The organism is Pseudomonas sp. WS 5411 (genome assembly GCF_012985595.1).
Taxonomy (GTDB): Bacteria; Pseudomonadota; Gammaproteobacteria; order Pseudomonadales; family Pseudomonadaceae; genus Aquipseudomonas; species Aquipseudomonas shahriarae.
This window is the reverse complement of sequence record NZ_JAARMC010000012.1, coordinates 119,903-144,622: the sequence shown is the minus strand read 5'-3', so window position 1 is coordinate 144,622 and position 24,720 is coordinate 119,903. Positions and strand designations below refer to the sequence as shown.

9 protein-coding genes are annotated in these 24,720 nt (G+C 63.7%); 3 read left to right on the top strand and 6 right to left on the bottom strand.

Features of this window, described 5'->3' with window-relative positions; genetic code table 11:
- Positions 1-32 precede the first annotated feature (32 nt).
- From HBR93_RS17740 to HBR93_RS17725, 4 genes are all read right to left on the bottom strand, one after another.
- Positions 33-1,445 (bottom strand): aspartate aminotransferase family protein, encoded by a 1,413-nt coding sequence (locus tag HBR93_RS17740; RefSeq protein ID WP_169960761.1) that lies wholly within the window; start codon positions 1,443-1,445, stop codon positions 33-35.
- Between the two features lie 152 nt (positions 1,446-1,597).
- On the bottom strand, positions 1,598-2,371 hold the full coding sequence (locus tag HBR93_RS17735; protein WP_169960760.1) for an N-acetylmuramoyl-L-alanine amidase: 774 nt from the start codon (positions 2,369-2,371) through the stop codon (positions 1,598-1,600).
- 123 nt (positions 2,372-2,494) lie between these two features.
- Entirely contained in the window at positions 2,495-3,814 is a 1,320-nt protein-coding gene (locus HBR93_RS17730) for an ATP-binding protein (RefSeq protein ID WP_057960212.1), read from the bottom strand.
- On the bottom strand, positions 3,814-4,494 hold the full coding sequence (locus tag HBR93_RS17725) for a response regulator transcription factor (RefSeq protein ID WP_057439143.1): 681 nt from the start codon (positions 4,492-4,494) through the stop codon (positions 3,814-3,816). Before HBR93_RS17725 ends, HBR93_RS17730 begins: the two co-directional genes overlap by 1 nt.
- 171 nt (positions 4,495-4,665) lie before the next feature.
- On the opposite strand from HBR93_RS17725, the gene dsbD reads away from it, so the two are divergent.
- From dsbD to dsbG, 3 genes are read left to right on the top strand one after another with little or no spacing between them, the layout of a single operon-like run.
- The gene (gene dsbD, locus HBR93_RS17720; RefSeq protein ID WP_169960759.1) at positions 4,666-6,396 is read left to right on the top strand and encodes a protein-disulfide reductase DsbD; all 1,731 of its coding nucleotides are present in this window, start codon (positions 4,666-4,668) and stop codon (positions 6,394-6,396) included.
- Positions 6,396-7,265: a TlpA disulfide reductase family protein gene (locus HBR93_RS17715; protein ID WP_057439144.1), complete on the top strand. Its 870-nt coding sequence runs from the start codon at positions 6,396-6,398 to the stop codon at positions 7,263-7,265. Before dsbD ends, HBR93_RS17715 begins: the two co-directional genes overlap by 1 nt.
- On the top strand, positions 7,241-8,002 hold the full coding sequence (gene dsbG, locus HBR93_RS17710; protein ID WP_057439145.1) for a thiol:disulfide interchange protein DsbG: 762 nt from the start codon (positions 7,241-7,243) through the stop codon (positions 8,000-8,002). Before HBR93_RS17715 ends, dsbG begins: the two co-directional genes overlap by 25 nt.
- Before the next feature lie 129 nt (positions 8,003-8,131).
- On the opposite strand, the gene HBR93_RS17705 is transcribed toward dsbG, so the two are convergent.
- A complete protein-coding gene (locus HBR93_RS17705; protein ID WP_169960758.1) occupies positions 8,132-11,554 on the bottom strand; it encodes a hypothetical protein in 3,423 nt (1,140 codons plus the stop codon).
- Positions 11,555-11,731: 177 nt separating this feature from the next.
- Entirely contained in the window at positions 11,732-24,676 is a 12,945-nt protein-coding gene (locus tag HBR93_RS17700; RefSeq protein ID WP_169960757.1) for a non-ribosomal peptide synthetase, read from the bottom strand.
- Positions 24,677-24,720 lie beyond the last annotated feature (44 nt).

Here is a 24,720-nt window from a genome sequence, read left to right as displayed (position 1 = left end):
TGTATGTAGGAACGTATAGCGGCGCAGGAAAATTAGAGGCTGGCCACGGCCGCCGCCAAAGCCCGGCCGAAGATCTCTGCCACGCGGTCGATTTCTGCGGCGGTGATGACCAGCGGCGGCAGGAAACGCACCACGCTGCCATGGCGCCCGCCCAGCTCCAGAATCAACCCGCGCTTGAGGCACTCGCGCTGTACCAGCGGCGCCAATTGTCGATGGACCGGCGGGTGCCCCTGGACATCCGGCGTGCCGCTCGGGTTCACCAGTTCCACGCCCAGCATCAGGCCGCGCCCGCGGATATCCCCCAGTTGTGGAAAGTCCCGCTGCAGGATGCGCAGATGTTCACTCAAGCGCTCACCCATGGCGGCGGCGTGGTCGGCCACGTTGTGCTGCTTGAGGTAGCGCATCACCGCCGACCCCGCCGCCATGGCCATCTGATTGCCCCGGAAGGTGCCGGCATGGGCGCCCGGCAGCCAGGTGTCGAGCCACTCGCGATAGACCACCACCGCCAGCGGCAGGCTGCCGCCAATGGCTTTGGACAACACCACCACATCCGGAACAATGCCGGCATGTTCAAAGGCAAACATCTTGCCGGTGCGCCCGAAACCGCTCTGGATCTCATCCACGATCAGCGCCACCCCGGCCTGCTCGGTAATCCGCCGCAGGCCGCGCAGCCAGTCGAGGTCGGCCGGGATCACGCCGCCCTCGCCCTGCACCACTTCGACGATCACCGCCGCCGGTAGCAATACGCCGGCCTCTGGGTCGTTGAGCAGGTTTTCCAGGTAATGCAGGTTGACCTTGACCCCCTCTGCCCCACCCAGGCCGAACGGGCACCGGTAGTCATAGGGGAAAGGCAGGAACTGCACGCCGTTGGCCAGCAAGGCACCCAATGGCTTTTTCGGCCCCAGGCTGCCCATCAGGCTCAACGCGCCCTGGCTCATGCCGTGATAACCGCCCTGGAACGACAACACCGTGCTGCGCCCCGTGGCGGTGCGTACCAGCTTCAGCGCGGCTTCCACTGCATCGGTGCCGGTGGGCCCGCAAAACTGGATCTTCGCCTCCCGCGCCAGTTCCGCAGGCAGCAGGCCGAACAGGTCCTGCACAAACTGATCCTTGACCGGCGTGGTCAAGTCCAGGGTATGCAGGGGCAACTCGTCCTGCAGCACCTGCTGGATCGCCTCGATCACCACCGGGTGGTTATGCCCCAGGGCCAACGTACCGGCCCCGGCCAGGCAGTCGATAAAACTGCGCCCCTCGACGTCCTCGACATAAATGCCCTTGGCCCGCTTGAGTGCCAGGGGGATACGCCGTGGGTAACTGCGGGCATTGGACTCCTGCAGGCGCTGGCGGGCCAGCAGCGGTGATTCATCGAACTGGTAAAGCGTTTCCGCCGGCGTCGGGCTGGCCGACACCTGCAAATCGTCAATGCGACTGGTAGCGACTGACATCTCTAGATCCCTCAATACGCGGATGATGGTGACCAAACTGCCAACCCGTTGACGTCTGGCCCCCAAAGGGCATGCGCACGGATTTCCTGTTCTGGAAACGCTTCAGCGGCGTGAGGATTTACACCTGGGTCGTTGAAAAAACGGCGAATGGCTCACTCGCCGGCACTGCTGTACCTTTCGTTCAACGCATAGAGAATCGCGCAGGTGTCGATATCCAGTTGCCCACGATAGTCGGCTGGCCGGAAGTGCATCTGGAACGCACGCACCCGTTGCTGGAACGCCTGGCGGTTTCGTGCCGGGACATAGCCGTAGCGCTGAAAGGCCCGTTCGATCTCCACCTCCTGGGGCAAGCCCATGCGAAAGCGGCGCACATAGGCGTTTTTGACCTCTTCATCGAACCAGGCGCCAATGCCCGCCTCGAACAAGCCGTGCCAGGGCAGCCGTGGACCCGGGTCACTTTTGCGCCAGAACGCCACATCCGAATGGCCGACGATATCGGTGGCGCCGATCTGCGGATGACGGGCGCAAATGTCGTGGATCAGCGCGATCAGTACCTCGATTTGCTCCGCCCCGTAGGCAGGAAAGGTAAAAACCCCACCATCGTCGCGAGCCAGATTGACGATCTCGATGCCGATGGAGCGCGTGTTGACGTTATCGCGGCCCGCCCAATGACTGGCCCCCGCATGCCAGGCGCGCTGATGTTCATCCACGAGTTGGAATACCCGCAACTCGTCGTAGCCGGCGTCTCGATAACCCGCCTCGAGGGGGTCGGGCAGCAGGTAATGGGCACTGACACCCTGCTGCGTCAGGGTGCGCAGGGAAGAGGCGAAGGGCGCGGCGGTGTAATGCACCACCAACTGGCGCACGGCTTCGCCATTGCGTTGATTAAAATCCTGGGCGGGATAAGTGGAGTCGATGACCAACATAGGCGCTGTCCTTTTCAATACAGGCTGAGTCATTCAGCCGGCAAACCTGCAAACACAAAAATTAACGCCATCCTGAAGCGTCGGGCCTGAGGATGGCGGTAGTTATGTGGGTGCAAGGAAAGATCAGCGTCGCAACGGCATCCCCAGGTCGACCCGCAGGCCGTCGGGCTGGCTGTCGAAGGCCAGGGAACAGGAACAGCGCTGGACAATCGCCTGCACGATGGCCAGGCCCAGGCCACAACCACCGCTGTTGCCATTGCGCCAGAAACGTTGAGTCAGATGTTGCAGGTCTTCGCTGGAGATCGGCGCGCCATGGTCGCGCACGCGGAACACCACCTGATTGCCCTGGGTAAACACACTCAATTCCACCCGCGTATCGGCCGGGGTATGGCTCAGGGCGTTATCCAGCAGGTTGCGCAAGGCGGCAACCGCCAGGCCCACGGGCATTTCCACCGGATTATCGGGCAGGTTGTCCGGCAAGATCAGGTCGATGCGCCGGTTGTCGCCGGCGTTGGCGTCCTGGATCGCCAGACGCGCCACCTGCTCGGCACTGGACTGCAAGCCGTCATCAAACGACAGGCTGCCCTCGACCCGCGCCAGCAGCAGCAATTGCTCAAGGGTGCGATGCAGGCGGTCGGCGCCCTCCTCGGCATGGGCCAGGGATTGGTCGCGGGCCGCGCCGTCGGTCATGCGTGCCACTTGCAGGTGGGTCTTGATCGCCGTAAGGGGGCTGCGCAGTTCGTGGGCGGCATCGCCCGTCAGCCGGCGCTCGCGCTCAATGGCCTTGGCGATGCGTTGCAACAGCTGGTTCTGAGTGTCGAGCAACGGCTTGAGCTCGCTGGGCAACGGGTGAATCTGCAAGGGCTCGAGGGAGTCGGCGCTGCGGCGCATCAAGGCATCGCGCATACGGTTGAGCGGCACCAGGCTCTGGCCGATGCCCAGCCACAACAGGCACAGGCAGCCCAGCAGGGCCACGCCCACCGGCACCGAGGCCGCCAGCAGGATCGACATATTCAGCGCCTCGCGCTCCACCTGGCGGTCAGCGGTGGTGATAAACAAATCGCCCCGGGCCAGGGTAAAGCTGCGCCAGGCGGCGCCGTCGATGATCTGGTCGCGAAAGCCACTCTGCCGGGATTCCAGGCCCTGATCCGGGGTGGTATGGCTGCGCGCGAGGACTTCGCCACGCAGCGAACTGACCTGGCACGCCATGCCCCCCGGCACATTCAATTGCTCGGCGCCAAAGCGTTTGCCCTCGCCCACACTGGCCAGGCCGGGCATCTGCTCCATCAGCCCGGCCACCATGCGCGCCGACGCCACCAGCCGCTGATCCAGGGAAAACATCATCTGGTTACGCAGGTCGTTGAGCATCCAGGTCGCTGCCAGCACCCAGATCAGCACAAAAGCGGCGCCCAGCTTGAACGTCAGGCGCAGACGCAGGCTCATCACGAAGCGTCCTCTCCACCGTCCGCCGGGCCCAGGCGGTAGCCCAGGCCACGCACGGTCTCGACAATGCCATTGCCCAATTTGCGGCGCAGGTGGTGGATATGCACGTTGAGGGCGTTGCTTTCCAACTCGTCGTTAAAGCCGTAGACGCTGTCTTTGAGCTGCTCGCTGGACAGCACCCGGCCACGGTTGTGCAGCAGTGCCTGCAACAACGCCTGTTCACGGCGGGACAAGTCCACCGATTGGCCGCCCAACAGGGTTTCCCGGCTGCTGGGGTTGTAGGTCAGCCGGCCATGCTCGATCAGGTTGACGCTACGCCCGGCCACCCGGCGCAGCAGGGTTTGCAGGCGGGCCGCCAGTTCACGCAAGTCGAAGGGCTTGAGCAGGTAATCGTCGGCGCCGGCCTGCAGGCCGTCGACCCGGTTGGTCACCGAATCCCGCGCGGTGAGGATCAGCACCGGAATCTCCAGGCCTGCGCTGCGCTGTTGTTGCAGCAGTTTCAGGCCGTCTTCATCCGGCAGGCCGAGGTCGAGCACCATGATGTCGAACTCCGCCGCCTTGAGCATCGCCCGCGCGGCTGCTGCCGTGGCTACGCGCTCGACCGTAAAGCCCTGGGCGCCGAGACCGGCAACGATGCCACTGGCAATCAGGTCATCGTCTTCACAGACCAGTACGTGCATGCTGAACCCTTTGCAAAAATGCTGATTTAAAGGAGGGCGGATTAAGCGCGCATTATGCCGGCAAAAGAGGCGCGCTTCGAAAATCCCGACACTCTAGAATAGCCCGGTTAATCATCGGTTAATCAGCACCCCACATTGTGTGCCCCACTTGCATCGAACTAAGGCTTGACCATGCGGCATCTGTTTATCTTCCTGTTGGTGTTGTTCACCGGATTGGCCCAGGCCGCGCCTGGCAACAATCCGTTCGAGACCAAGGCCGAGTTCCTCCCGGTAGGCAAGGCCTTCACCTTTACCTCCGAGCGCCTGGCTTCCGGTGAAACCCAGCTGTATTGGCAGATTGCCGACGGTTATTACCTGTACCAGCAACGCATGAAATTCGAAGGCCTGGCCGAACAGCCCGTGCTGCCCCAGGGCGAAGCCCATAGCGACGAGTTCTTCGGCGAGCAACAGGTGTACCGCCAGGGTCTGGAAGTGAAGCTTCCGGCCGGTGCCACCGGCAAGGTCAAGCTGGGCTGGCAGGGCTGTGCCGATGCCGGCCTGTGCTACCCACCGCAATCGCTCACCGTGGACCTGGGTGGTAACCCCGCCGTGGCCGCCACCGCCGAGGCCCAGGATGAAAGCCTGGCCAGTGGCCTGCAGCAACGCAGCCTGGGCTGGAGCCTGCTGGTGTTCTTCGGCCTGGGCCTGCTGCTGGCGTTCGCCCCGTGCTCGCTGCCGATGCTGCCAATCCTTGCTGGCCTGGTGGTAGGCAGCGGTGCCAGCCCACGCCGTGGTTTTGCCCTGGCCAGCAGTTATGTGGTGTGCATGGCCCTGGTGTATGCCGCCCTCGGCGTGCTGGCCGCGCTGGCCGGCAGCAACCTCGCCGCGCTGCTGCAAACCCCGTGGATCCTCGGCAGTTTCGCCGGGTTGTTTGTGATCCTCGCCCTGCCGATGTTCGGCTTCTTTGAACTGCAACTGCCGGCCTTCCTGCGCGATCGCCTGGATAACGCCAGCCGCCAGCAAAACGGCGGCAGCCTGGTCGGCGCCGGGGTGCTCGGCGCCTTGTCCGGCCTGCTGGTGGGCCCCTGCATGACCGCGCCCCTGGCCGGCGCCCTGCTGTATATCGCGCAAAGCGGCAATGCCCTGCACGGCGGCCTGATCCTGTTTGCCATGGGCATCGGTATCGGCGTGCCCTTGCTATTGCTGGTGACCGTGGGCAATCGCTTCCTGCCCAAGCCGGGCACCTGGATGAACGTGCTGAAGGGCGTGTTTGGCTTCCTGTTCCTCGCGACCGCCGTGTTGATGATTCGCCCGGTCGTCGACGAAAGCCTGTGGCTCGGCTTGTGGGGCATACTGGCACTGGTCATGGCCTACTGCGGCTGGAGCCTGGCCCGTGAGTACGGGCTGATCGCCAAGGCACTGGGTGCCGGCTCCCTGGTCCTGGGGCTGTGGGGCGCGATCCTGGTGATCGGCGCCGCCGGTGGCAGCGACGATCTGTGGCAGCCGCTCAAGGTCTTCGGTGGCTCGACGGTGGCCGGCGCGCCGACTGCCCATGACAGCTTTATCACCCTCAACGACCCGGTAGCCCTGCAAGCCCAGCTCGACAGCGCCAAGGCCCAGGGCCAATGGGTGCTGCTGGACTACTACGCCGACTGGTGTGTGTCGTGCAAAATCATGGAAAAACAGGTGTTCGGCAAACCCGAAGTGATGGACGCCCTGAAGGACGTGCGCCTGCTGCGCCTGGACGTTACCGCCGACAACGCCGCCAGCCGTGAGCTGCTCGGTCGCTACAAAGTCCCTGGCCCACCGAGCTTCGTCTGGATCGGCCCCGACGGTGCAGAGCGCCGCGCCCAACGCATCACCGGCGAAGTGGATGCCGCAGCCTTCCTGCAACGCTGGACCCAGACCCGGGAAGCACTCTGATGCTGACCTTGACCATCGGCACCTTTGCCATTGCCTTGAACCATCTGCTGCTGATCAGTGCGCTGATCCTCGCCACAGTCGTGGGCTGGCGCGTGGCCAAGCGGGGCGGCGAGAACCCCGAATCGGTGCTGTTCAGCCTGTTCCTGCTGGGCATGCTCAGTGCGCGTATCGGCTTTGTCTTGATGTACTGGTCGTACTACCGCGACGACCCGTTGCAGATCGTCGACCTGCGCGACGGCGGTTTCCTGGCCTGGCCTGGGGTGATCGTGCTGATCATCGCCGCCCTGCTGTGGAGCTGGCGCCGCCCGGCCCTGCGCAAACCGCTTAGCGCCGGTGTGGTCAGCGGCCTGGCCTTCTGGGCACTGGCCAGTTTCTCGTTGAACATCTACGAAAAAGGTACGCGCCTGCCGGACATCGCCCTGCGCAATGCCGATGGCGAAACCGTGCAACTGGCTGACTACCAGGGCGGCCCGCTGGTGATCAACCTCTGGGCCACCTGGTGCCCGCCCTGCCGGCGGGAAATGCCGGTGCTGGAAAACGCCCAGAAGCAGCGGCCGGACGTGACCTTCCTGTTCGTCAACCAGGCCGAAAGCATGCAAAGCGTCAGCACCTACCTGGCTACCCAGGGCCTGAACCTGGACAACGTGCTGTTCGACGCCAGTGGCCGCCTGGGCCAGGCCGTGGGGTCCATGGCCCTGCCGACCACCCTCTTCTATCAAGCCGATGGCCGGCTGATCAACAGCCACCTGGGCGAACTGTCCCAGGCCAGCCTGGCCCGCGCCATGGAATATTTCGACCCCACGGACAAGACTGCCGCCAAGACGGCCCCTGCAAGGAAACCCTTATGCCCCGCCTCCGCCACCTGCTAACCCTGCTGCCCCTGACCCTGGCTGCCAGCCTCGTCCACGCCGAAGAATGGCCGGCGCCGATCAAACAGATCGAAGCCAAGGGCGCCAAGATCATCGGCAGCTTCGACGCGCCGGGCGGGCTCAAGGGTTATGCCGCGCAATACCAGAACCGCGGCATGGCGCTGTACCTGACCGCCGACGGCCAACACGTGATCGCCGGCAATCTGTATGACGCCAAGGGCAATGACCTGAGCACCGCGCCCCTGGAAAAACTGGTCTACGCCCCAATGGCCAAGGAAATCTGGGCCAAGATGGAACAGAGCAGCTGGATCCAGGACGGCGATAAAAACGCGCCGCGCACCGTCTACCTGTTCAGCGACCCTAACTGCCCGTACTGCAACATGTTCTGGGAACAGGCACGGCCCTGGGTCAAGGCGGGTAAGGTACAGTTGCGCCACATCATGGTCGGGATTATTCGCGAAGACAGCCCGGGCAAATCGGCGGCGCTGCTGGCAAGCAAGGACACAGCCCAGGCCCTGGAAGAACATGAGTCTGCCGGCAAAGCCAGCAAGCTCAAGGCCCTGACCAAGATTCCGGCCCAGATCCAGGCCAAGCTCGATGCCAATATGAAGTTGATGGAAGAGCTGGAGTTGTCGGCCACGCCGGCGATTTTCTATCTGGATGACAAGGGCCAGTTGCAGCAACAGCAGGGGGCGCCGTCACCGGATAAGTTGGGGAAAATCCTCGGGCCCAAGTGACTCGGATTAACCCCACGCCACTAACAAGAATGCCCGCACAAAGCGGGCATTCTTGTATCTCGTTGGTCCAATACCTAACGGCCGACCCCGAGCGTTTGCTCACCCCTTTTCTGCAGGGCGGGCATTAGCTCAATGACGATAAGTCTCGCCACCATGCCAGATGGTTAGCGAATCAATCGCTCCATGCACCAGACACAAAACGTCAATACGGACTATTTTTGCTCCGTTTTCAGCCTCGAAATCGACCCAGGTCCTAGTCGCTGCCTCACGTGTCCCAAGTAGCTGATTATTTTCACCAAAGAACCTGAACGTCGCGATATCGGTGCCGGTATTTGCATAACCGAATCTCACCCGTGCGCATCTGAACTTAAACTTCAGACGTGATAGCTGCATTGTATTAGCGCTACCGCAGCGCACTGCCAATGCCTTGCCCTCAATCATTCCCGGCACCAGTTCTCCGGCAGTTCTGACTGGATGAAGCCCAATTCCAGGGGGAGATGAGGCTGGTAATTCAAAATCCAATAAGCGCGTATTGATGATAGTCCCTGCCCCCAGATACTCCTGGCTCGGATAACTCTCAAAATCATCAAAATCGGTTAAGAAATTGGCCCGGATAATCAGCTCCAGAATCGGAAACGCCAGCGCTTCACTTTCATGGGTACTGCCATCGGCGGTCACCTTACAGGTAAACATCAGGCGGCTGAGGTCCTTCAAGAGCTCAAGTTCGAAACGCTGTAACGCCTTTTTCAAACCTGTACTCGCTTCACCTGCTGTCACCCCCTGACCCAAGTAAACGTTGATCGTATAAGGGTTGCCATTCTTTTGGGTACCGACGCCCCGCAACCATACTTTCTGGTCCGGCAAGATAAACCACCAGGGTTCAACGGTGATATCCGCGTTCCCATTAAAGGTGCGCAAGTCCAGAATATTGTTGGTTGCCTGCGGCACCACCGGCACCGGCAAACGTATCGGATCGCTGATTTGCAGATCGAGGTCCGGGGAAGTCGCCACTTTGCACAGGCTGGTAACGGTGTAGTTGATCTTCACCGTCTTGCCAATCCCACGAATCACCGCCTCCCGGGGGATATGGAAATCCACGTAATCCGGGTCATTGCTGCCAGGCTTCGAGGCCAGCGGCAGGCAGGTACCGTCTGCGCGTTTCCAGCACACGCTGATTGCATGGCCGGGGCTGATCAGGTCATAGGCCACTCGCACCGTCACGCCATCGCGGCCGTTGTATACCGTGAGCTGCGAGCCTACCGCTTCGCGCACCGTGGGCGCTTTGAGTACCAGGTCCTCCTGGGCAATTTCGAGGGTCAGCGATGCAAATTCCTTGGCGCTGGCCTTGTCGGACTCGCCATTGAAGTTCACCGCGAAATGCACTTCAAAGGCACTGCAATCCGCCAGTTTTTGCAGTTCGTTGCGCGCCAGTGCCGCGGTGACGCCACCGGCCAGCCATTCCTCGGTTACCGCCTGACCTTCCAGCACCTCAAAACGGTAGGGGCTGCCATCCTCCAACTCACCCGTCACCCACAGCCAGCAAGGTTGGCCCAGGGCCAGATAGAACCAGGTAGCCACCATCGCCGTGGCATCGCCCCCGAAGGTATTAAGGTCCAACGTGCTGCCCGTGGCCTGTTCCACCGCAGGCGCGGGCAGGCCGCTGAGATCCAGGACCTGCACCTCTTTCACCGGCGACTCCCAGAAGCCACCGCAGGCACGCGATACATTGTAAGAAACCGATATTTTCTGACACAGGTTGGCGCTGATCGCAGAGGCCGGAATCGGGAACACCATGTTTCGCTGATCTATACCGACAGTACGACACTCCAACGCCGGCGAACCGAGCCCTGGTGTGCCGGTAAACGTCGGGCACACCCAATCCCCCGGACACATATGCCCGTACGCCACCTGAAGATGCGCGCCCTCCACCGTGTTCACCGGGTTGAGTAGCCAGCCGTCGGCGCCGCAGTCTACGGACTCGACGAGATGGGGGGCCGTCAACTCCAAGTGGGGCTCGGTGAGCAGATTCACCAGCAGTGAAGGAAAAGACCTGTAGACCGGCCTTGAATCCTTACGCGGAAGAAACTCGACACTAAAGAGAACATACAACTCGCTGTCATGTTTGAGCGCCGCCAGTTGGGCCCGAGACAAGGTTCTGGTCCAACCGCTACGCACGTCTTCTTCAGTAATCGGCGCGTCATCAAAAGGGAGCAGCCGGGCTTTCGAGCCATCCGGGTAAACACCACCGATAAACAACTGAATAACCTGGCTGGTGCCGATAAACGGCCAAGGCGCGACATGAACAGTCACCGGGTCATCACAGCACATCCCTCCAAGGTCCAGGGTATTGAACGGCGCTTCGAAAATCTGCGGCTGGGGCAGGTTGGCCGGCAGTGGGATCCTGACCACACCTTCAGGCGACGTGTACGGCTCCCCATCCCGGGTCACGGTATAGGAGAAATGCGCGAAGTTATCCAGGCGCATGCCCACGTATTCCGGCGGCACATGGAAGTCGATGCACCCCTCCTCTACGCCATACTGCGGTGCAATCGGCGCGCAATCACCGAAGGTGGATTCCCAGCACAGGGCAATATGGTCCGTGCTCTGCATATCCTCGTAACAAACACGTACCGTGGCCCCCTCCAACAACTTGAGGGGATCAACCTGGCCCTGGCCTTGCGCCTCGACCAATATCGGGGCTTGCAAATGCAGGGAGGTATCGACAAACAACAGCGCCGTGTTACGAGGATGAAACTCGTGGGCGTTTTCGGGCAGTCGGGTTTCGTAGATCGGATCGACCGGTACCGGCGGCTTGGGATCGGAGCCATCAAAGATCACGGCGATATGAAGGGTCAGTGCCGAATAGTCTTCCCGTCGCGCCATCCAGTCCCGTGACAGCTTGAACTCAAAGACATGATCGTCATGGGCTTCGGTCTCCATGACCACATGGTCCCGCGCCACCCAGCTAAACGCGAACGGCGGCTTGTGCTGATCACCGGCCACATTGATAAACAGGCGCTGCCCGGCCTGAATCATGGGCCAGGCGTTAAGGCGGATGGTCTCATCGCCCCTGAATGTCTTCATATCCAGTTGCCAGGTGCTATGGACATACTGGGCATGCTCAAACTTCGGCAGCGACTCCTTGAGGTCCGCCTCCCTGATCTGCTGGACCTCCAACTCCAGCACCAGCGATTCCTTCAACTGGCCCGCCACCCGCGCGGTGTACCAGACCAAAACCGTATGCCCAATGCTGGTGCTGACCGATTGCCAGGGAACCGGAATATCAATACTGCCGCTGGTACTGCCCGGTTGCACAACAGGTTCAAACACCGGCTCGTCCTGGCCCTTGATCGCCCAGTACAAGGTGATAGGACCCGTGCCCATCCCCGTAAAAGCGACGGTCGCGACAGTGCCGTTTTTCGCCTTGATGGGGTCCAGGGTGTTGTTATTGACGGCGTAGCGAATCTGCGGATAGGGCAATTCGACAGCAACCTCGGCAGGTGCCTGGGTAGCCGCCAACGGCGGGTTTTGGGGGGTGGTTTTTTTGACCATGATGCGACCTCCTGTCTGGGAAAGATAACCAGCAAGCCTGCTGGGCAGGCCCAAATCTGCAGTTATCTAGCCCCGGAAACAGGAGGTTTGCCTACTGTCAGAATTGACAGTAGGCACCCCAAAAATGTGCAAAACCGACCAATGGCGTGCCGCCTGTATGGCGGCCCGTTCGCCGACTCAAAGCCCCTCCAGCTCCGCCATCAAATCGCTCAGGCGGTCCACCGTGCCGGCACTGATGTCACTGGCGGCCAAGCCCTCGATGTACGTCGCCAACTCCGCCACCGTGCTGCATTCGAACATCGCCCGCAGCGGCACATCCCGTTGCAGGCTCTTTTGCACCCGCGAGGCGATTTGCGTGGCCAGCAACGAATGCCCGCCCAGCTCGAAGAAGTTATCCAGCACGCCCACCTGCTCGACCTTCAGCACCTCGGCCCAGATTGTGGCCAGGGTCTGCTCCAGCTCGCTGCGCGGCGCCAGGTAATCCTGGCTGTGCAACTGACCGATCTCCAGAGCCGGCAAGGCCTTGCGGTCGAGCTTGCCGTTGGCGTTCAACGGCAGGCGCTCCAGCCACAGCCAGTGCAACGGCACCATGTACTCCGGCAGTTCGCTACGCAGGCGCTGCTTGATGCGGTCCAGGCGTTCGCCAGGGTTAAGGCTGGTATCGCTCGCCACCAGGTAACCCACCAAGTGCTTGCCATTCACGCCCTCCTGCACACCCACCGCCGCGTCGCGCACCTCGGGCTGCTCGTGCAGGCGCGCCTCGATTTCACCGAGCTCGATGCGGTAACCGCGAATCTTCACCTGATGGTCGATGCGCCCGACGTACTCCAGCACCCCATCGCTGCGCCGCCGCGCCAGGTCGCCGGTGCGATACAGGCGTTCTCCCGGCGCACCAAATGGATCCGCCACAAACACTTGCGCAGTACGCAGCGGGTCGCTGACGTACCCGCGCCCTACCCCGGTGCCCGCCACACACAACTCACCCACCGCCCCTTGCGGCACCAACTCCAGCGCGCCGTCGAGCAGGTACAAACGGTTGTTGTCGGTCGGCGTGCCGATCGGCAGGTAGGTGCCACGGGTCGAGGCCAGGTCGACGCAAAAGAACGCCACGTCATCCGAGCATTCCGCCGGACCATAGGCGTTGACCAGGCCGATATCCGGGTAACGCAGCAGCCATTGGTGCGCCAACTCTGGCGGCATGGCCTCCCCCGTCGGCAGCATCCAGCGCAGGCCCTGCAGGCTGATGCGCTCCTGGGCAAGCATGCCCTGGATCAGCGACGGCACGCTTTCCAGCACCGTGATGCCCTGGGCCTGGACATGGGCCAGCAGGCCCTGCGGATCATGGGCGATGGTGTTGGGCACAATGTCCACCCGTGCGCCAAACAACGGCGCGGCGAGGAATTGCCACACCGAAATATCGAAGCTTTGCGACGCGGTCTGGGCGATCACATCCTGCTCGCTCAACTGCAGGTACGGCACCTTGCTCAACTGATTATTGAGCATGCCGCGCTGCTCGACCATCACGCCCTTGGGCAGCCCGGTGGAGCCGGAGGTGTAGATCACGTAGGCGAGGTTGTCCGGGGCACTGTAGATCCCCGGATTGCTATCCGCGCCCGCCAACTCCTCCCACACCAGCAACTTCGGCCGCGCGCCGCAGGCAAAGTCTTCGAGCAACACCTGCGCCTGTTCAAGGCAAGCTGCCGTGCACACCAGCAGCGGCGTGCGGCTCAGGTCGATGATCCGGCTCAGGCGCTGGGCCGGCAGGCCGGGATCCAGCGGCAAATAACCGGCACCGGCCTTGAAGCTGCCGATGATCATGCCCAGCAGTTCCAGGCCGCGCTCGGCCAGCAGCGCCACCGGCTGATCCAGGCCGACACCTGCCGCGACCAGGGCATGGCCCAGGCGGTTGCTGTGCTGGTTCAGCTCGGCATAGCTCCATTGCCGCTCCAGGCAACTGGCGGCAATGCGCTGCCCATGCTGCGCCACCTGCGCTTCAAACAGTTCAACGTAGCTGCTTTGCAGCGGGTAGTCGTGGGCGCTCTGGTTGCAAGCGTGCACCAGGAACTCACGCTCCTGCTCGCCAATCAGCGGCAGGTCGGCCATATCGCCATGGAAGCCCTGCACCAGCGCCAGCAGCAGGCGCTTGAACTCAGCAAGCATGCCCTGCACGGTGCTTTCATCGAAATAACGCTGGTCGTAGGACAGGTGCAGGCCCAGGTCATCCCCCGGGTAACACACGGCGGTCAGCGGGAAGTTGGTGTGGGTACGGCCCGAGTCCGAGGTGGCGTTCAGGCTTTGCGCACGGTCCAGTACCGAGACTTCCACCGGAGCGTTTTCAAATACAAACAGGCTGTCGAACAGCGGCTGGCCCTTGGGCAGTTCGCTGTGTTCCTGGATTGTCACCAGCGGCAGGTATTCGTACTCGCGCAGCTGCATATTGCTGTCGAGCAAGGCGCTCAACCACTGGCGCACGCTGCACGGCTGATCGTCCTCGGGCAACTTGACCCGCAGGGCGATGCTGTTGATAAACAGGCCGACGGTACGCTGCATGTGCGGCATGTCCACCGGGCGCCCGGCCACCGTGACGCCGAACAACACGTCACGCTCGCCGCTCAAGCGCCGCAGCACCAAGGCCCACGCCGCCTGGGCGAAGGTATTGACGGTCAGTTGATGCGCCTGGGCCAGCTCGCGCAATTGCGCACCATCACGGGCATCCAGACGGGTATAGCAATCCCCCACCACCATGCCGCCACTGTGGCCGGCGTGTTCACGCAGGAATGGCCGGTCGCTGGGGATCGGCGTGGTGCGCTCAAACCCTTGCAGGTTCTGCTGCCACCACTGCCGCGCCTCGGCCAGGTTCTGACGTTGCAGCCAGGCGATGTAATCGCGATAGCGTGGCGGCGCGGCCAGTTGTGCTTCGCGACCTTCACCCAGGGCGGTGTAGATATCGAAGAAATCATTCATCAACAACGAACGGCACCAGGCATCAATCAGGATGTGGTGGTTGCTCATCATGAACCAGTAACGGGCCTCGCCGACGCGGATCAGGCGCAGGTGGAACGGCGCCTGATTGAGCAGATCGAAACCGGCCTCGCGCTCGCTTTTGAGCAACGCTTGCAGGCGCGGCTCCTGTTGCTCGGCCGGGGTGCCGGTCCAGTCCAGGTATTCGATCGGCGTGCTGCCGGGCTTGTGGATCACCTGCAACATCGCTTCGCCGACGTTCCAGCAGAACGACGCACGCAAGGCTTCATGCCGGGCGATCACGGCTTTCCAGGCCAGGGCAAAGCGCTCGGGGTTGAGCTCGCTGCTGATGCGGTAGCGGTCCTGCATGTAATAGAGGCCGGTGCCCGGCTCCAGCAGGGTATGCAACAGCAGGCCTTCCTGCATGGGCGTCAGCGGATACACATCCTCGATGGCGCTGGCCGGCACCGGCAACGCGTCCAGTTGCACCTGGGTCAGGTGCGCCAGGGGGAAGTCGGACGGCGTCAGGCCGCCGGCATCATCGCGCAGGCAATGGGCGATCAGGCTCTGCAACTCGCCCAGGTAGGCCTCGGCCAGCTCGCTGATGGTCTGGTGGTCGTGACGCTCGCGGCTGAAGGTCCAGCGCAGCAGCAGTTCGCCGCCGTACACCTGGCTGTCCACACTCAAGGCGTTGGGCAGTGGCGCATCCGGGTCATGGGCCGGGCCGGCAGACACGTCCAGCGGGTGGAACAGCGCCTGGCTGTCGAAGCTCTGGTCGAACTGCCCGAGGTAGTTGAAGGTAATCGAGGCGTTCGGCAACGCCGCCATGGCCTGGCGACAGGTACTGTCGGCCAGGTAGCGCAGCACGCCATAGCCCAGGCCTTTGTGCGGCACCGCGCGCAGTTGCTCCTTGATCGCCTTGATCGACGCGCCCTGGCCGCTGGCCTCCTCGATATCCAACGGGGTCAGGCGCAGCGGGTAAGCGCTGGTGAACCAACCGACACTGCGGGTCAGGTCGATCTCGTCAAACAGGCTTTCGCGGCCGTGGCCTTCCAGCTGGATCAGGGTCGATGCGTGGCCGCTCCAACGGCACAGCACGCGGGCCAGTGCAGTCAGCAATAGGTCGTTGACCTGGGTGCGGTAGGCGCTCGGTGCCTGTTGCAGCAACTGCCGGGTGCGCTCGGCATCCAGGCGCACACTGACAATCTCGGCGTCGCGGTTGCGCAGGCTGCCGTCCGCCCGGTCCACCGGCAGTTCAACCGGCGGGCCCGCCAACTGTTGCTGCCACAGGCTCAGTTCTTCACGCAGGGACTCGCTACTGGCATAGGCCTGCAAACGCGCGGCCCAGTCGCGCAAGGCGCTGGTTTTGGCGGGCAGGCTGACGGCCTGGCCGTCGCTCAATTGGCGATAGACGTTTTGCAGGTCTTCGAGCAATACGCGCCAGGACACGCCATCCACCACCAGGTGATGGATCGCGATCAGCAAGCGTTGCTGGCCAAGCGGCCCGTCCACCAGCAAGGCGCGCAGCAGCGGGCCGTGCTCCAGGTCGAGGCTGCGCTGGGCATCGGCGAACAGCGCCTCGCACTGCGCCATATCCGCCACCTGGGCCAACCACAACACGCCGCCTTCCGGCACGGCCAGATGCTCGGCGTGCCATTGCGCGTCGTGCTGGGTGAAGCTCAGGCGCAAGGCGTCGTGGTGTTCCAGCACGGCCAGCAGCGCCTGTTCCAGGCGGTGCGGATCCAGGGCCTGCACCGGCGCCAGCACCAATGCCTGGTTCCAGTGCTGACGCGCCGGGATTTCGCTGTCGAAGAACCAATGCTGGATCGGCGTCAGGCCCGAGGGGCCGGTCAACAGCCCTTGCTCGGCAGTGACCTGCTCACTGCACGTGGCCACTGCGGCCAGGGCCTGCACGGTCTGGTGCTGGAACAGGTCGCGGGGGCTGAAGTGAATCCCCGCCTGCCGCGCCCGGCTGACCACCTGGATCGACAGGATCGAGTCGCCACCCAGCTCGAAGAAGTTATCGTGCAGCCCGACCTGCTGCACATTGAGCACCGCACACCAGATCGCGGCCAGGCTCAGTTCCAGCGCATTGCTCGGCGCCACGTACTGCTGCCGATTGGCCTCGGGGTCCGGTTGCGGCAAGGCGCGGCGGTCGAGCTTGCCGTTGGCGGTCAGCGGCATGCTGTCGAGCACCATCAGGTGCGCCGGCACCATGTAGTCCGGCAGTTGCGCCTTGAGGTGGGTCTTGAGTGCCTCGCGCAAGGCGGCGTGATCGCGGGCATCGCTGACCAGGTACGCCGCCAGTTGCTTGCCACTCGGCGCATCCAGGGCCAGGACCACCGCCTCACGGACCGCCTCGTGCTCAAGCAGGCGGGTTTCGATCTCGCCCAGTTCGATGCGGAAACCACGGATTTTCACCTGATGGTCGATCCGCCCCAGGTACTCCACCAGGCCATCGGCACGCTGGCGCACCAGGTCGCCGGTACGATAGAGCCGCCCGCCATCGGCATACGGGTCGGCCACAAAACGTTCGGCGGTCATGCCCGCACGCTGGTGATAACCCTGGGCCAGGCCGGCACCGCCCACGTACAGCTCGCCAGTCGCGCCTTGGGGCACCAGCGCCAGGTCGGCATCCAGAATATAGGCGACCCGCGCGCCGATGATGCTGCCGATCGGCACGCTGCCGGCGCCCTCCTCCAACACCTCAGGGGCCAGGCTGGCCAGGGGCATGACCACCGTTTCGGTCGGCCCATAAGCATTGAAGAATAGCGCCGGCTGGAACGCCGCGCGGATGCGCTGCAGGTGCTCGCCAGTCAGCGCCTCGCCACCGGTAATGCACATGCGCACCGGCAGGGTCTGGTTTTGCGTGGCCAGCCATTGGGCCAACTGGCTGCCATAGCTAGGGGTGAAGCCGAGGATATTGATCCGATGCTCACGGATCAGCCCGCAGATTTCTTCGGCATCCCATTGCCCCTGGGCGCGCAACACCACCTGCGCACCACTGAGCAGCGGCACCAGCAGGCGCTCGGTGGCGGCGTCGAAATTGATCGAATAGAAGTGCAGCTCGCAATCGTCGGGGCGCATGCCAAAGCGCTCGATCACCGCCTGGCAATGCATGGCGATTTCACCGTGGGACACCACCACGCCCTTGGGCTTGCCGGTGGAGCCGGAGGTGTAGATCAGGTACGCCTGATGCTGCGCCAGGCTGATCGCCGGCAGGTCACTGGCCGGGTAGTTGGCGAGCACCGGCAAGTCATCTTCCAGGCACCAGCAACTGACGCTGGCGGGTAACTCACCAAGGGCGTCGAACATCGCCGCATCGCTGAGCAACAGGCCGATGCCGCTGTCTTCGATCATGTAGTGCAGGCGGTCCAGCGGGTATTCCGGGTCCAACGGCACATAGGCGCCACCGGCCTTGAGGATCGCCAGCAGGCCGATGACCATTTCCAGTGAGCGTGGCAGCGCCAGGCCGACCCGCACCTGTGGGCCCACCCCACGCTCTCGCAGCATCCAGGCCAGGCGGTTGGCGCGGCTGTCCAGCTCGCGGTAACTCAGGGTTTGCCCGGCGAAGGTCAGCGCGGGCGCATCCGCACGGGCCTGCACCTGGGCGCTGAACAGCGAATGGATGCACTGGTCGAGACGGTGCTCGCCAGTCTCGATACCGAGGCCGTCTTGCAGGGCGCGTTGCTCATGCGCCTGGAGCATCGCCAACTCGCTCAAGCGCTGTTGCGGATCGGCAATCAGCGCCTCCAGCAGGTTGCACCAATGGGCGGCCATGCGCGCAATGCGCGGCTCGTCGAACAAGTCGGTGCTGTAGGTCAGGCAGCAACCCAGGCGATGATCGAGGTCGGTGACTTCCAGGTTGAGGTCGAACTTGGTGGCACGCGCATCGTTGGCCAGGTACTCGACGGTCATCCCGGCCAGCTGCCGGCTTTGCTGGAACTCCCAGCGCTGCACGTTGCACATCACTTGGAACAGCGGGTTATACGCAGCACTGCGCGGCGGCTGCAGGGCTTCCACCAAGTGGTCGAACGGCAGGTCCTGATGGGACTGGCCTTCGATTACGGTGTGGCGCACGTGCTCAAACAGCTCAGCAACGCGCATCTGCCCGTCGAGCTGGCAACGCAGCACCTGGGTGTTGAGGAACGCGCCGATCAGCCCTTCGCTTTCCGGACGGATGCGGTTGGCCACCGGCGCACCGATGCGCAGGTCGGTCTGGCCGCTGTAGCGGTAGAGCAGCGTCGCCAGGGTCGCGGTCATGGTCATGAACAGGGTCAGGCCATGTTCGGCATTGAAGGCGCGCACCTTGGCGGCGAGTTCATCGCCAAGGTCAAAACGGTACAGCTCGCCCTGATGACTTTGCACCGCCGGGCGTGGCCGGTCGCTGGGCAGTTCCAGCAGCGGATGCTCGTTGCCCAGTTGCGTGGTCCAGTAGTCGAGCTGGCGCTGGCGTTCACCGGCCTCCAGCCATTGGCGCTGCCACACGCTGTAGTCCAGGTACTGCACCGGCAACGGTTCCAGGGGTGATTCGCGCTCGTCGATAAAGGCTTCGTACAGCGCGCTGAGTTCACGGGCAAAGATGTCCATGGCCCAGCCTTCGGTGACGATGTGGTGCAGGGTCAGCACCAGGTAGTGTTCCTGCTCGCCGGCCTTGACCAGACAGGCGCGCAGCAACGGTCCGGTTTCCAGGTTGAACGGGCGGTGGGCTTCCTGGTCGGCCAATTGCTGCACGCGCAGTTGGCGCTCGGCTTCGGTAAACGCCGAGAAATCCTGCCAGTTCATGCGCACGCTGCTTTGCGCGGCGACGTTCTGCCGGGCCACACCATCGACACTCGGGAAGGTGGTGCGCAGGGTTTCGTGGCGCATGATCAAGGCTTGCAACGCCGCCTCGAAACGCCCCACATCCAGCACCCCGCGCAAGCGCGCCATGCCACCGACGTTATAGGCCGGGCTGTCCGGCTCCATTTGCCAGAGGAACCACATGCGCTGCTGGGAATAGGACAGCGGCACCGGCTGGCGACGATCCACCTTGCCGATCGCGCTCTGTTGGTTGCGTTGGCCGCTGGCCTGGATCAGGCGCACCTGTTCGGCAAACGCCCCCAGCTCACTGGCTTCGAACAAGGTACGCAGGGGCAGCTCCACATCACAGGCCTGGCGTGTGCGGGAGATGATTTGCGTGGCCAGCAGTGAATGGCCGCCAAGGGCGAAGAAGTCGTCGCGCAGGCCGACACGCGGCAGGCCCAGCACTGTGCGCCAGATCGCGGCGATCTGCTGTTCCAGGGCGGTCTGCGGCTCGACATGCTCACGCACCTGCCACACCGGCTCCGGCAAGGCGCGGCGGTCGACTTTGCCGCTGGGGCTCAGGGGCATGACATCGAGGCGGATCAGTTGCGCCGGCACCATGTACTCCGGCAACTCGGCGGCCAGTGCGGCTTTCACGTCCAGCTCATCCAGCTCGCCGCTGGCCGTGTAGTAACCGATCAACTGCGCACCGCCGGCGGTCTCGCGAATCAACACCAGTGCCTGGGCGATGCCCTCCTGGGCCAGCAGCCGCGCCTGGATTTCTTCCGGTTCGACCCGAAACCCGCGCAGCTTGACCTGCTGATCCAGGCGCCCGAGGTACTCCAGCACGCCATCAGCCGTCCAGCGCACGCGGTCGCCGGTGCGGTACAAACGGGCGCCCGCCGCGCCCAGTGGGTCGGCGACAAAACGTTCGGCGGTCAGCCCGGCACGCCCCAGATAACCACGGGCCAGGCCAATCCCGCCGATGCACAGCTCACCCGGCACCCCTGCGGGCAGCAGGTTGAACTGCTCGTCCAGCACCCGGCAAAGCACGTTGCCCAATGGGCGGCCGATTGGCGAGCGCTCGCCGTCGGTGCGCTGGCAGTGCCAATGGGTGACGTTGATTGCCGTTTCGGTCGGGCCATAACGGTTGTGCAACTGCACCGCCGGCAATTGCGCGAGCAACCGATTGCGCAACTCGGCGGACAAGGCTTCGCCACCGGAAAATACCCGGCGCAGGCTGGTGCATTCGGCCGCCAGCGGTTCATCGACAAACAGCTGCAGTAGCGGCGGCACAAAATGCAGGGTGGTCACGCCATGCTCCTGCACCAACTGTGCAATGCGATGGGGGTCGCGATGCTCGCCGGGGCCGGCCAGTACCAGGCGGCAACCGCTGATCAGTGGCCAGAAACACTCCCACACCGACACGTCAAAACTGATCGGTGCCTTTTGCATCAGCACATCGCTTTCATCCAACTGGTAAGTGGCCTGCATCCACTGCAAGCGCTCGGCCAGGGCGCCATGGGTATTACCCACGCCCTTGGGCTGGCCGGTGGAGCCGGAGGTGTAAATCACATAGGCGAGGTTGTCGGCATTCAAGTGCAGGCCCGGCGCCTGGGTCGGCCAGCTGTCAAGCTTGAGGCTGTCCATGGCGATCAACGAAACCCCCTCGGCCACCGGCAGCTGTTGCAGCAGATGGGTCTGGGTCAGCAACAATTGCACGCCACTGTCGGCCAGCATGTAGGCCAGGCGGTCGGCGGGATAGTCCGGGTCCAGTGGCACATAGGCGCCGCCGGCCTTGAGGATCGCCAGTAAGCCGATCAGCAGTTGCGGCGAACGCTCGGCGGCAATCGCCACGCACACGTCCGGGCCGACGCCTTTGTCGCGCAGGTAATGGGCCAGGCGGTTGGCCTGGGTGTGCAGTTGGCCGAAGGTCAGGCTGGCGTCCTGCCAGACCAGGGCGGTGCGCTCGTCGCTGTGTTGGTTGAGTTGTTCCGGCACCAGGCGCTGCGCCGGGGCGCACGGGGCCTCGCTCCAGTTGCGTTGCTCGGTGTGCTCGGCGGCCTGCAGCAGCGCAAGGTCGCCCACCGCTTGGTGCGGTTGCGCACAGGCCGCTTGCAACAGGTTGATCAAATGCGTGGCCAGGCGCGCGATGGTGCTGGCGTCGAACAGCTCGTCAGCGTAGTCGAATGACAGGCTCAGGCGCCCGTTGCGGTCTTCTTCGCTGTGCAGTTGCAGGTCGAACTTGGCTTCGCGGCTGTGCCACGGCAGCTCTTCGGCCAGCAGGCCCGGCAGGCGGCGCAAGGCACTCAGGTCACGCTGCTGGTGGTTGAACATGACCTGGAACAGGCCTTGCTCCCGGGCTTGGGGGAAGGCTTCCAGCAGTTGTTCGAAGGGTAAGTCCTGATGGGCCTGGGCCTCGGTGGCGGCCAGGCGCGTCGCCGCCAGCAGCTCGCTGAAGGGCAGGCGCGCATCCACTTCGGCGCGCATCACCAGGGTATTGATAAAGAAGCCGATCAGGCCCTGGGTTTCGTGGCGCCCACGGTTGGCGTTGGGCACACCGATGCGGATATCGCGCTGGCCGCTGTAGCGGTACAGCAGGCTCTGGAACGCCGCCAGCAACAGCATGAACGGCGTGGCCTGGTGCGCTTGGGCGGTCTGGCGGATCGCTTCGCCCAGGCTGGCGTCCAGGCGCACGCTGTAGCGTGAAGCGCTGCGCCGTTGCTGGGCCGAGCGCGGGTGGTCGGTGGCCAGGCTCAAGATGGGATGTTCGTCACCCAGTTGCTGCTGCCAGTAGGCCAACTGGCGCTGGCCCTCGCCTGCGGCCAGCCATTGGCGCTGCCAACTGCCGTAGTCGGCGTACTGCACAGCCAGGGCCGGCAACTCGAGGCGCTGGCCCTGGGACGCAGCAGCGTAGAGGCGCGAGAACTCGTCGAGCAATACAGTCAGCGACCAGCCATCGGCGATGATGTGGTGCAGGGTCACCAGCAACTGGTGATCTTCATCGTCCAGGCGCAACAGCGTGACCCACAACAACGGGCCTTGCTCCAGATCGAACTGGGTGCGTGCCTCGTCCTCGCGGATCTGCGCGGCGCGGGCTTCACGCTCGGCCAGCGGCAGGTCGCGCAGGTCGATGACTTGCACGGCAAACTCACGCTGTGCATCCACGCGCTGGTAGCCCTGGCCGTCGCGCTCATAGAACCGCGTACGCAGCGCTTCGTGGCGCTGGATCAGTTGCGCGAAGCTTGCGTGCAGCGCGTCTTCATCCAGCTCGCCGCGCAGGCGCAGGGCACCGGGGATTGTGTAGGCGCTGCTCTGCGGGTCCAGTTGCCAGGTGATCCACAGGCGATTTTGCGCCAGGGATTGCGGCATATCCTGCTGGCGTGACAAGGCGCTGATTGCGCCCTGGGCCACGCCCCCGTCCGCCTGCAATTGGCCGACACTGACGGCGAAATCGGCCAGCACCGGCGCCTCGAACAGCAGGCGCAGATTGAGTTCCAGGCCCAGGGTTTCGCGCAGGCGGGCAACCACTTGGGTGGCGCTGATGGAGTTGCCGCCGAGCAAGAAGAAGTGATCATCGCCAGCCACTTGCGCCACCTGCAACTGTTCGCACCAGATCGCGGCGATCTGCTGTTGCAGGTCTGACACCAGTGCCCCATCGCCCGCCTGCGCGCGCTGATCGGGGAACTGCGCGTAGCTGTCGAGGCTGCCATCGGCCAGGCGGGTGCGGCAGGCCGAACGCTGGACCTTGCCACTGGAGGTTTTCGGCAACGCGCCGGGGTTGAGCAGCACCACCACGCAGGGCGCTTCTTGATAGGCCTCGGCCACTGCCTGGCGAATAGCTTTGATCAGGGCTTCCGGCGGCAGGATCTTCTGCACGCTGCGGCTGATTTCTGCGGCGATGCCGATACCTTCCAGGCCCTGGTCATTCACCGCAAATGCCGCGACACGCCCCTTGCGCACCACTTCCACTTCGCGTTCGACGGTTTGCTCGATGTCCTGCGGGTACAGGTTGTGCCCGCGCACGATCAGCAGGTCTTTCAGGCGCCCGGTGATAAACACCTCGCCGTCGCGGATAAAGCCCAGGTCACCGGTGCGCAACCAGGTGCGACCGGCGTGCTGTACAAACGTCTCGGCGGTGGCTTCGGGGTTGCGCCAGTAGCCGTGGGCAATGCTCGGGCCGGTGGCCCAGATCTCGCCGACGCAGTTGTCGTCCAGCTCGGCGAGAGTCTGCGGCTCGACGATCAGCACCGCGTGCTCGGGCTGGCTCGTGCCACAGCTCATGATCGCAGTGCCCTGCCCTGGTTCGGCACGGTTGGCGGCCAGCGCCTGTTCGTCCAGGCGCAACGCCGGGATGCCCTGGCCACGGGTGCCGCCGGCGACAAACAGGGTCGCTTCGGCCAAGCCATAGGAGGCGAAGAAGTTGTTCGGGGTAAAACCGCACGGGGCGAACTTCTCGGCGAAGCGCTCCAGGGTGTCGAGACGGATCGGCTCGGAACCGGAATAGGCCACGCGCCAATGGCTCAGGTCCAGGCGCTCAAGGGCCGAGTCGCTGACCCGCTCGCTGCACAGGCGGTAGGCGAAGTCCGGGCCACCGCTGATGGTCCCGCGGTATTGGCTGATCGCTTCCAGCCAGCGCAACGGGCGGCCAAGGAAGTACGCTGGCGACATCAACACGCAGGGCACGCCGCTGAAGATCGGTTGCAACAGGCCGCCGATCAAACCCATGTCGTGGTACAGCGGCAGCCAGCTGACAATCACGTCATCGGGGTTAAGGTCGATGCCAAAGCCGCGACGGATCAGCAATTCGTTAGCCACCAGGTTGCCGTGGCTGACTTGCACACCTTTGGGCAAGGCGGTGGAGCCGGAGGTGTATTGCAAGAAGGCGATACCGTCGTCCTGCAGGTTTGGCGCGACCCAGCCGGCGGCGATTTCGCTGTGCAGTTCATCCACGCAGAGCAAGGGCGGCGCTTGCTCGATCTGCCCCAGGGCGTCGCGCAAACCACTGCTGGTCAGCAACAGCTTGGGCTCGGCATCGGCGATGATCGACAGCAACCGCTCCTGGTGATGCCGGCGAGTGGACTCCGGCGGATAGGCCGGCACCGCGATCACCCCCGCGTACAGGCAGCCAAAGAACGCCGCGACATAATCCGGGCCGCTGGGGAACAGCAGCACCGCACGCTCACCCAGCCCGGCCGAGGCCTGCAAGGCGGCAGCGATGGTGCGGGCGCGCAGGTCCAGGTCACGGTAGCTGAGCACCACGGTCTCGGCGGCAGACTCAGCCAGAAAGCGCAGGGCCACCTGGTCCGGGGTCTGCGCGGCGCGGCGCTGGAGAGACTGGACCAGGGTGCGGGGAAGTTCGAAGGCGTCCATCATGAGGGGTTCCTGCCTGAAATCGGCTTACGGGGAAATCGGGGATA

Coding starts and splice junctions, on each gene's coding strand:
- dsbD (WP_169960759.1), top strand. CDS start 4,666: ATGCGGCATCTGTTTATCTTCCTGTTGGTGTTGTTCACCGGATTGGCC.
- HBR93_RS17735 (WP_169960760.1), bottom strand. CDS start 2,371: ATGTTGGTCATCGACTCCACTTATCCCGCCCAGGATTTTAATCAACGC.
- HBR93_RS17725 (WP_057439143.1), bottom strand. CDS start 4,494: ATGCACGTACTGGTCTGTGAAGACGATGACCTGATTGCCAGTGGCATC.
- dsbG (WP_057439145.1), top strand. CDS start 7,241: ATGCCCCGCCTCCGCCACCTGCTAACCCTGCTGCCCCTGACCCTGGCT.
- HBR93_RS17705 (WP_169960758.1), bottom strand. CDS start 11,554: ATGGTCAAAAAAACCACCCCCCAAAACCCGCCGTTGGCGGCTACCCAG.
- HBR93_RS17715 (WP_057439144.1), top strand. CDS start 6,396: ATGCTGACCTTGACCATCGGCACCTTTGCCATTGCCTTGAACCATCTG.
- HBR93_RS17700 (WP_169960757.1), bottom strand. CDS start 24,676: ATGATGGACGCCTTCGAACTTCCCCGCACCCTGGTCCAGTCTCTCCAG.
- HBR93_RS17740 (WP_169960761.1), bottom strand. CDS start 1,445: ATGTCAGTCGCTACCAGTCGCATTGACGATTTGCAGGTGTCGGCCAGC.
- HBR93_RS17730 (WP_057960212.1), bottom strand. CDS start 3,814: ATGAGCCTGCGTCTGCGCCTGACGTTCAAGCTGGGCGCCGCTTTTGTG.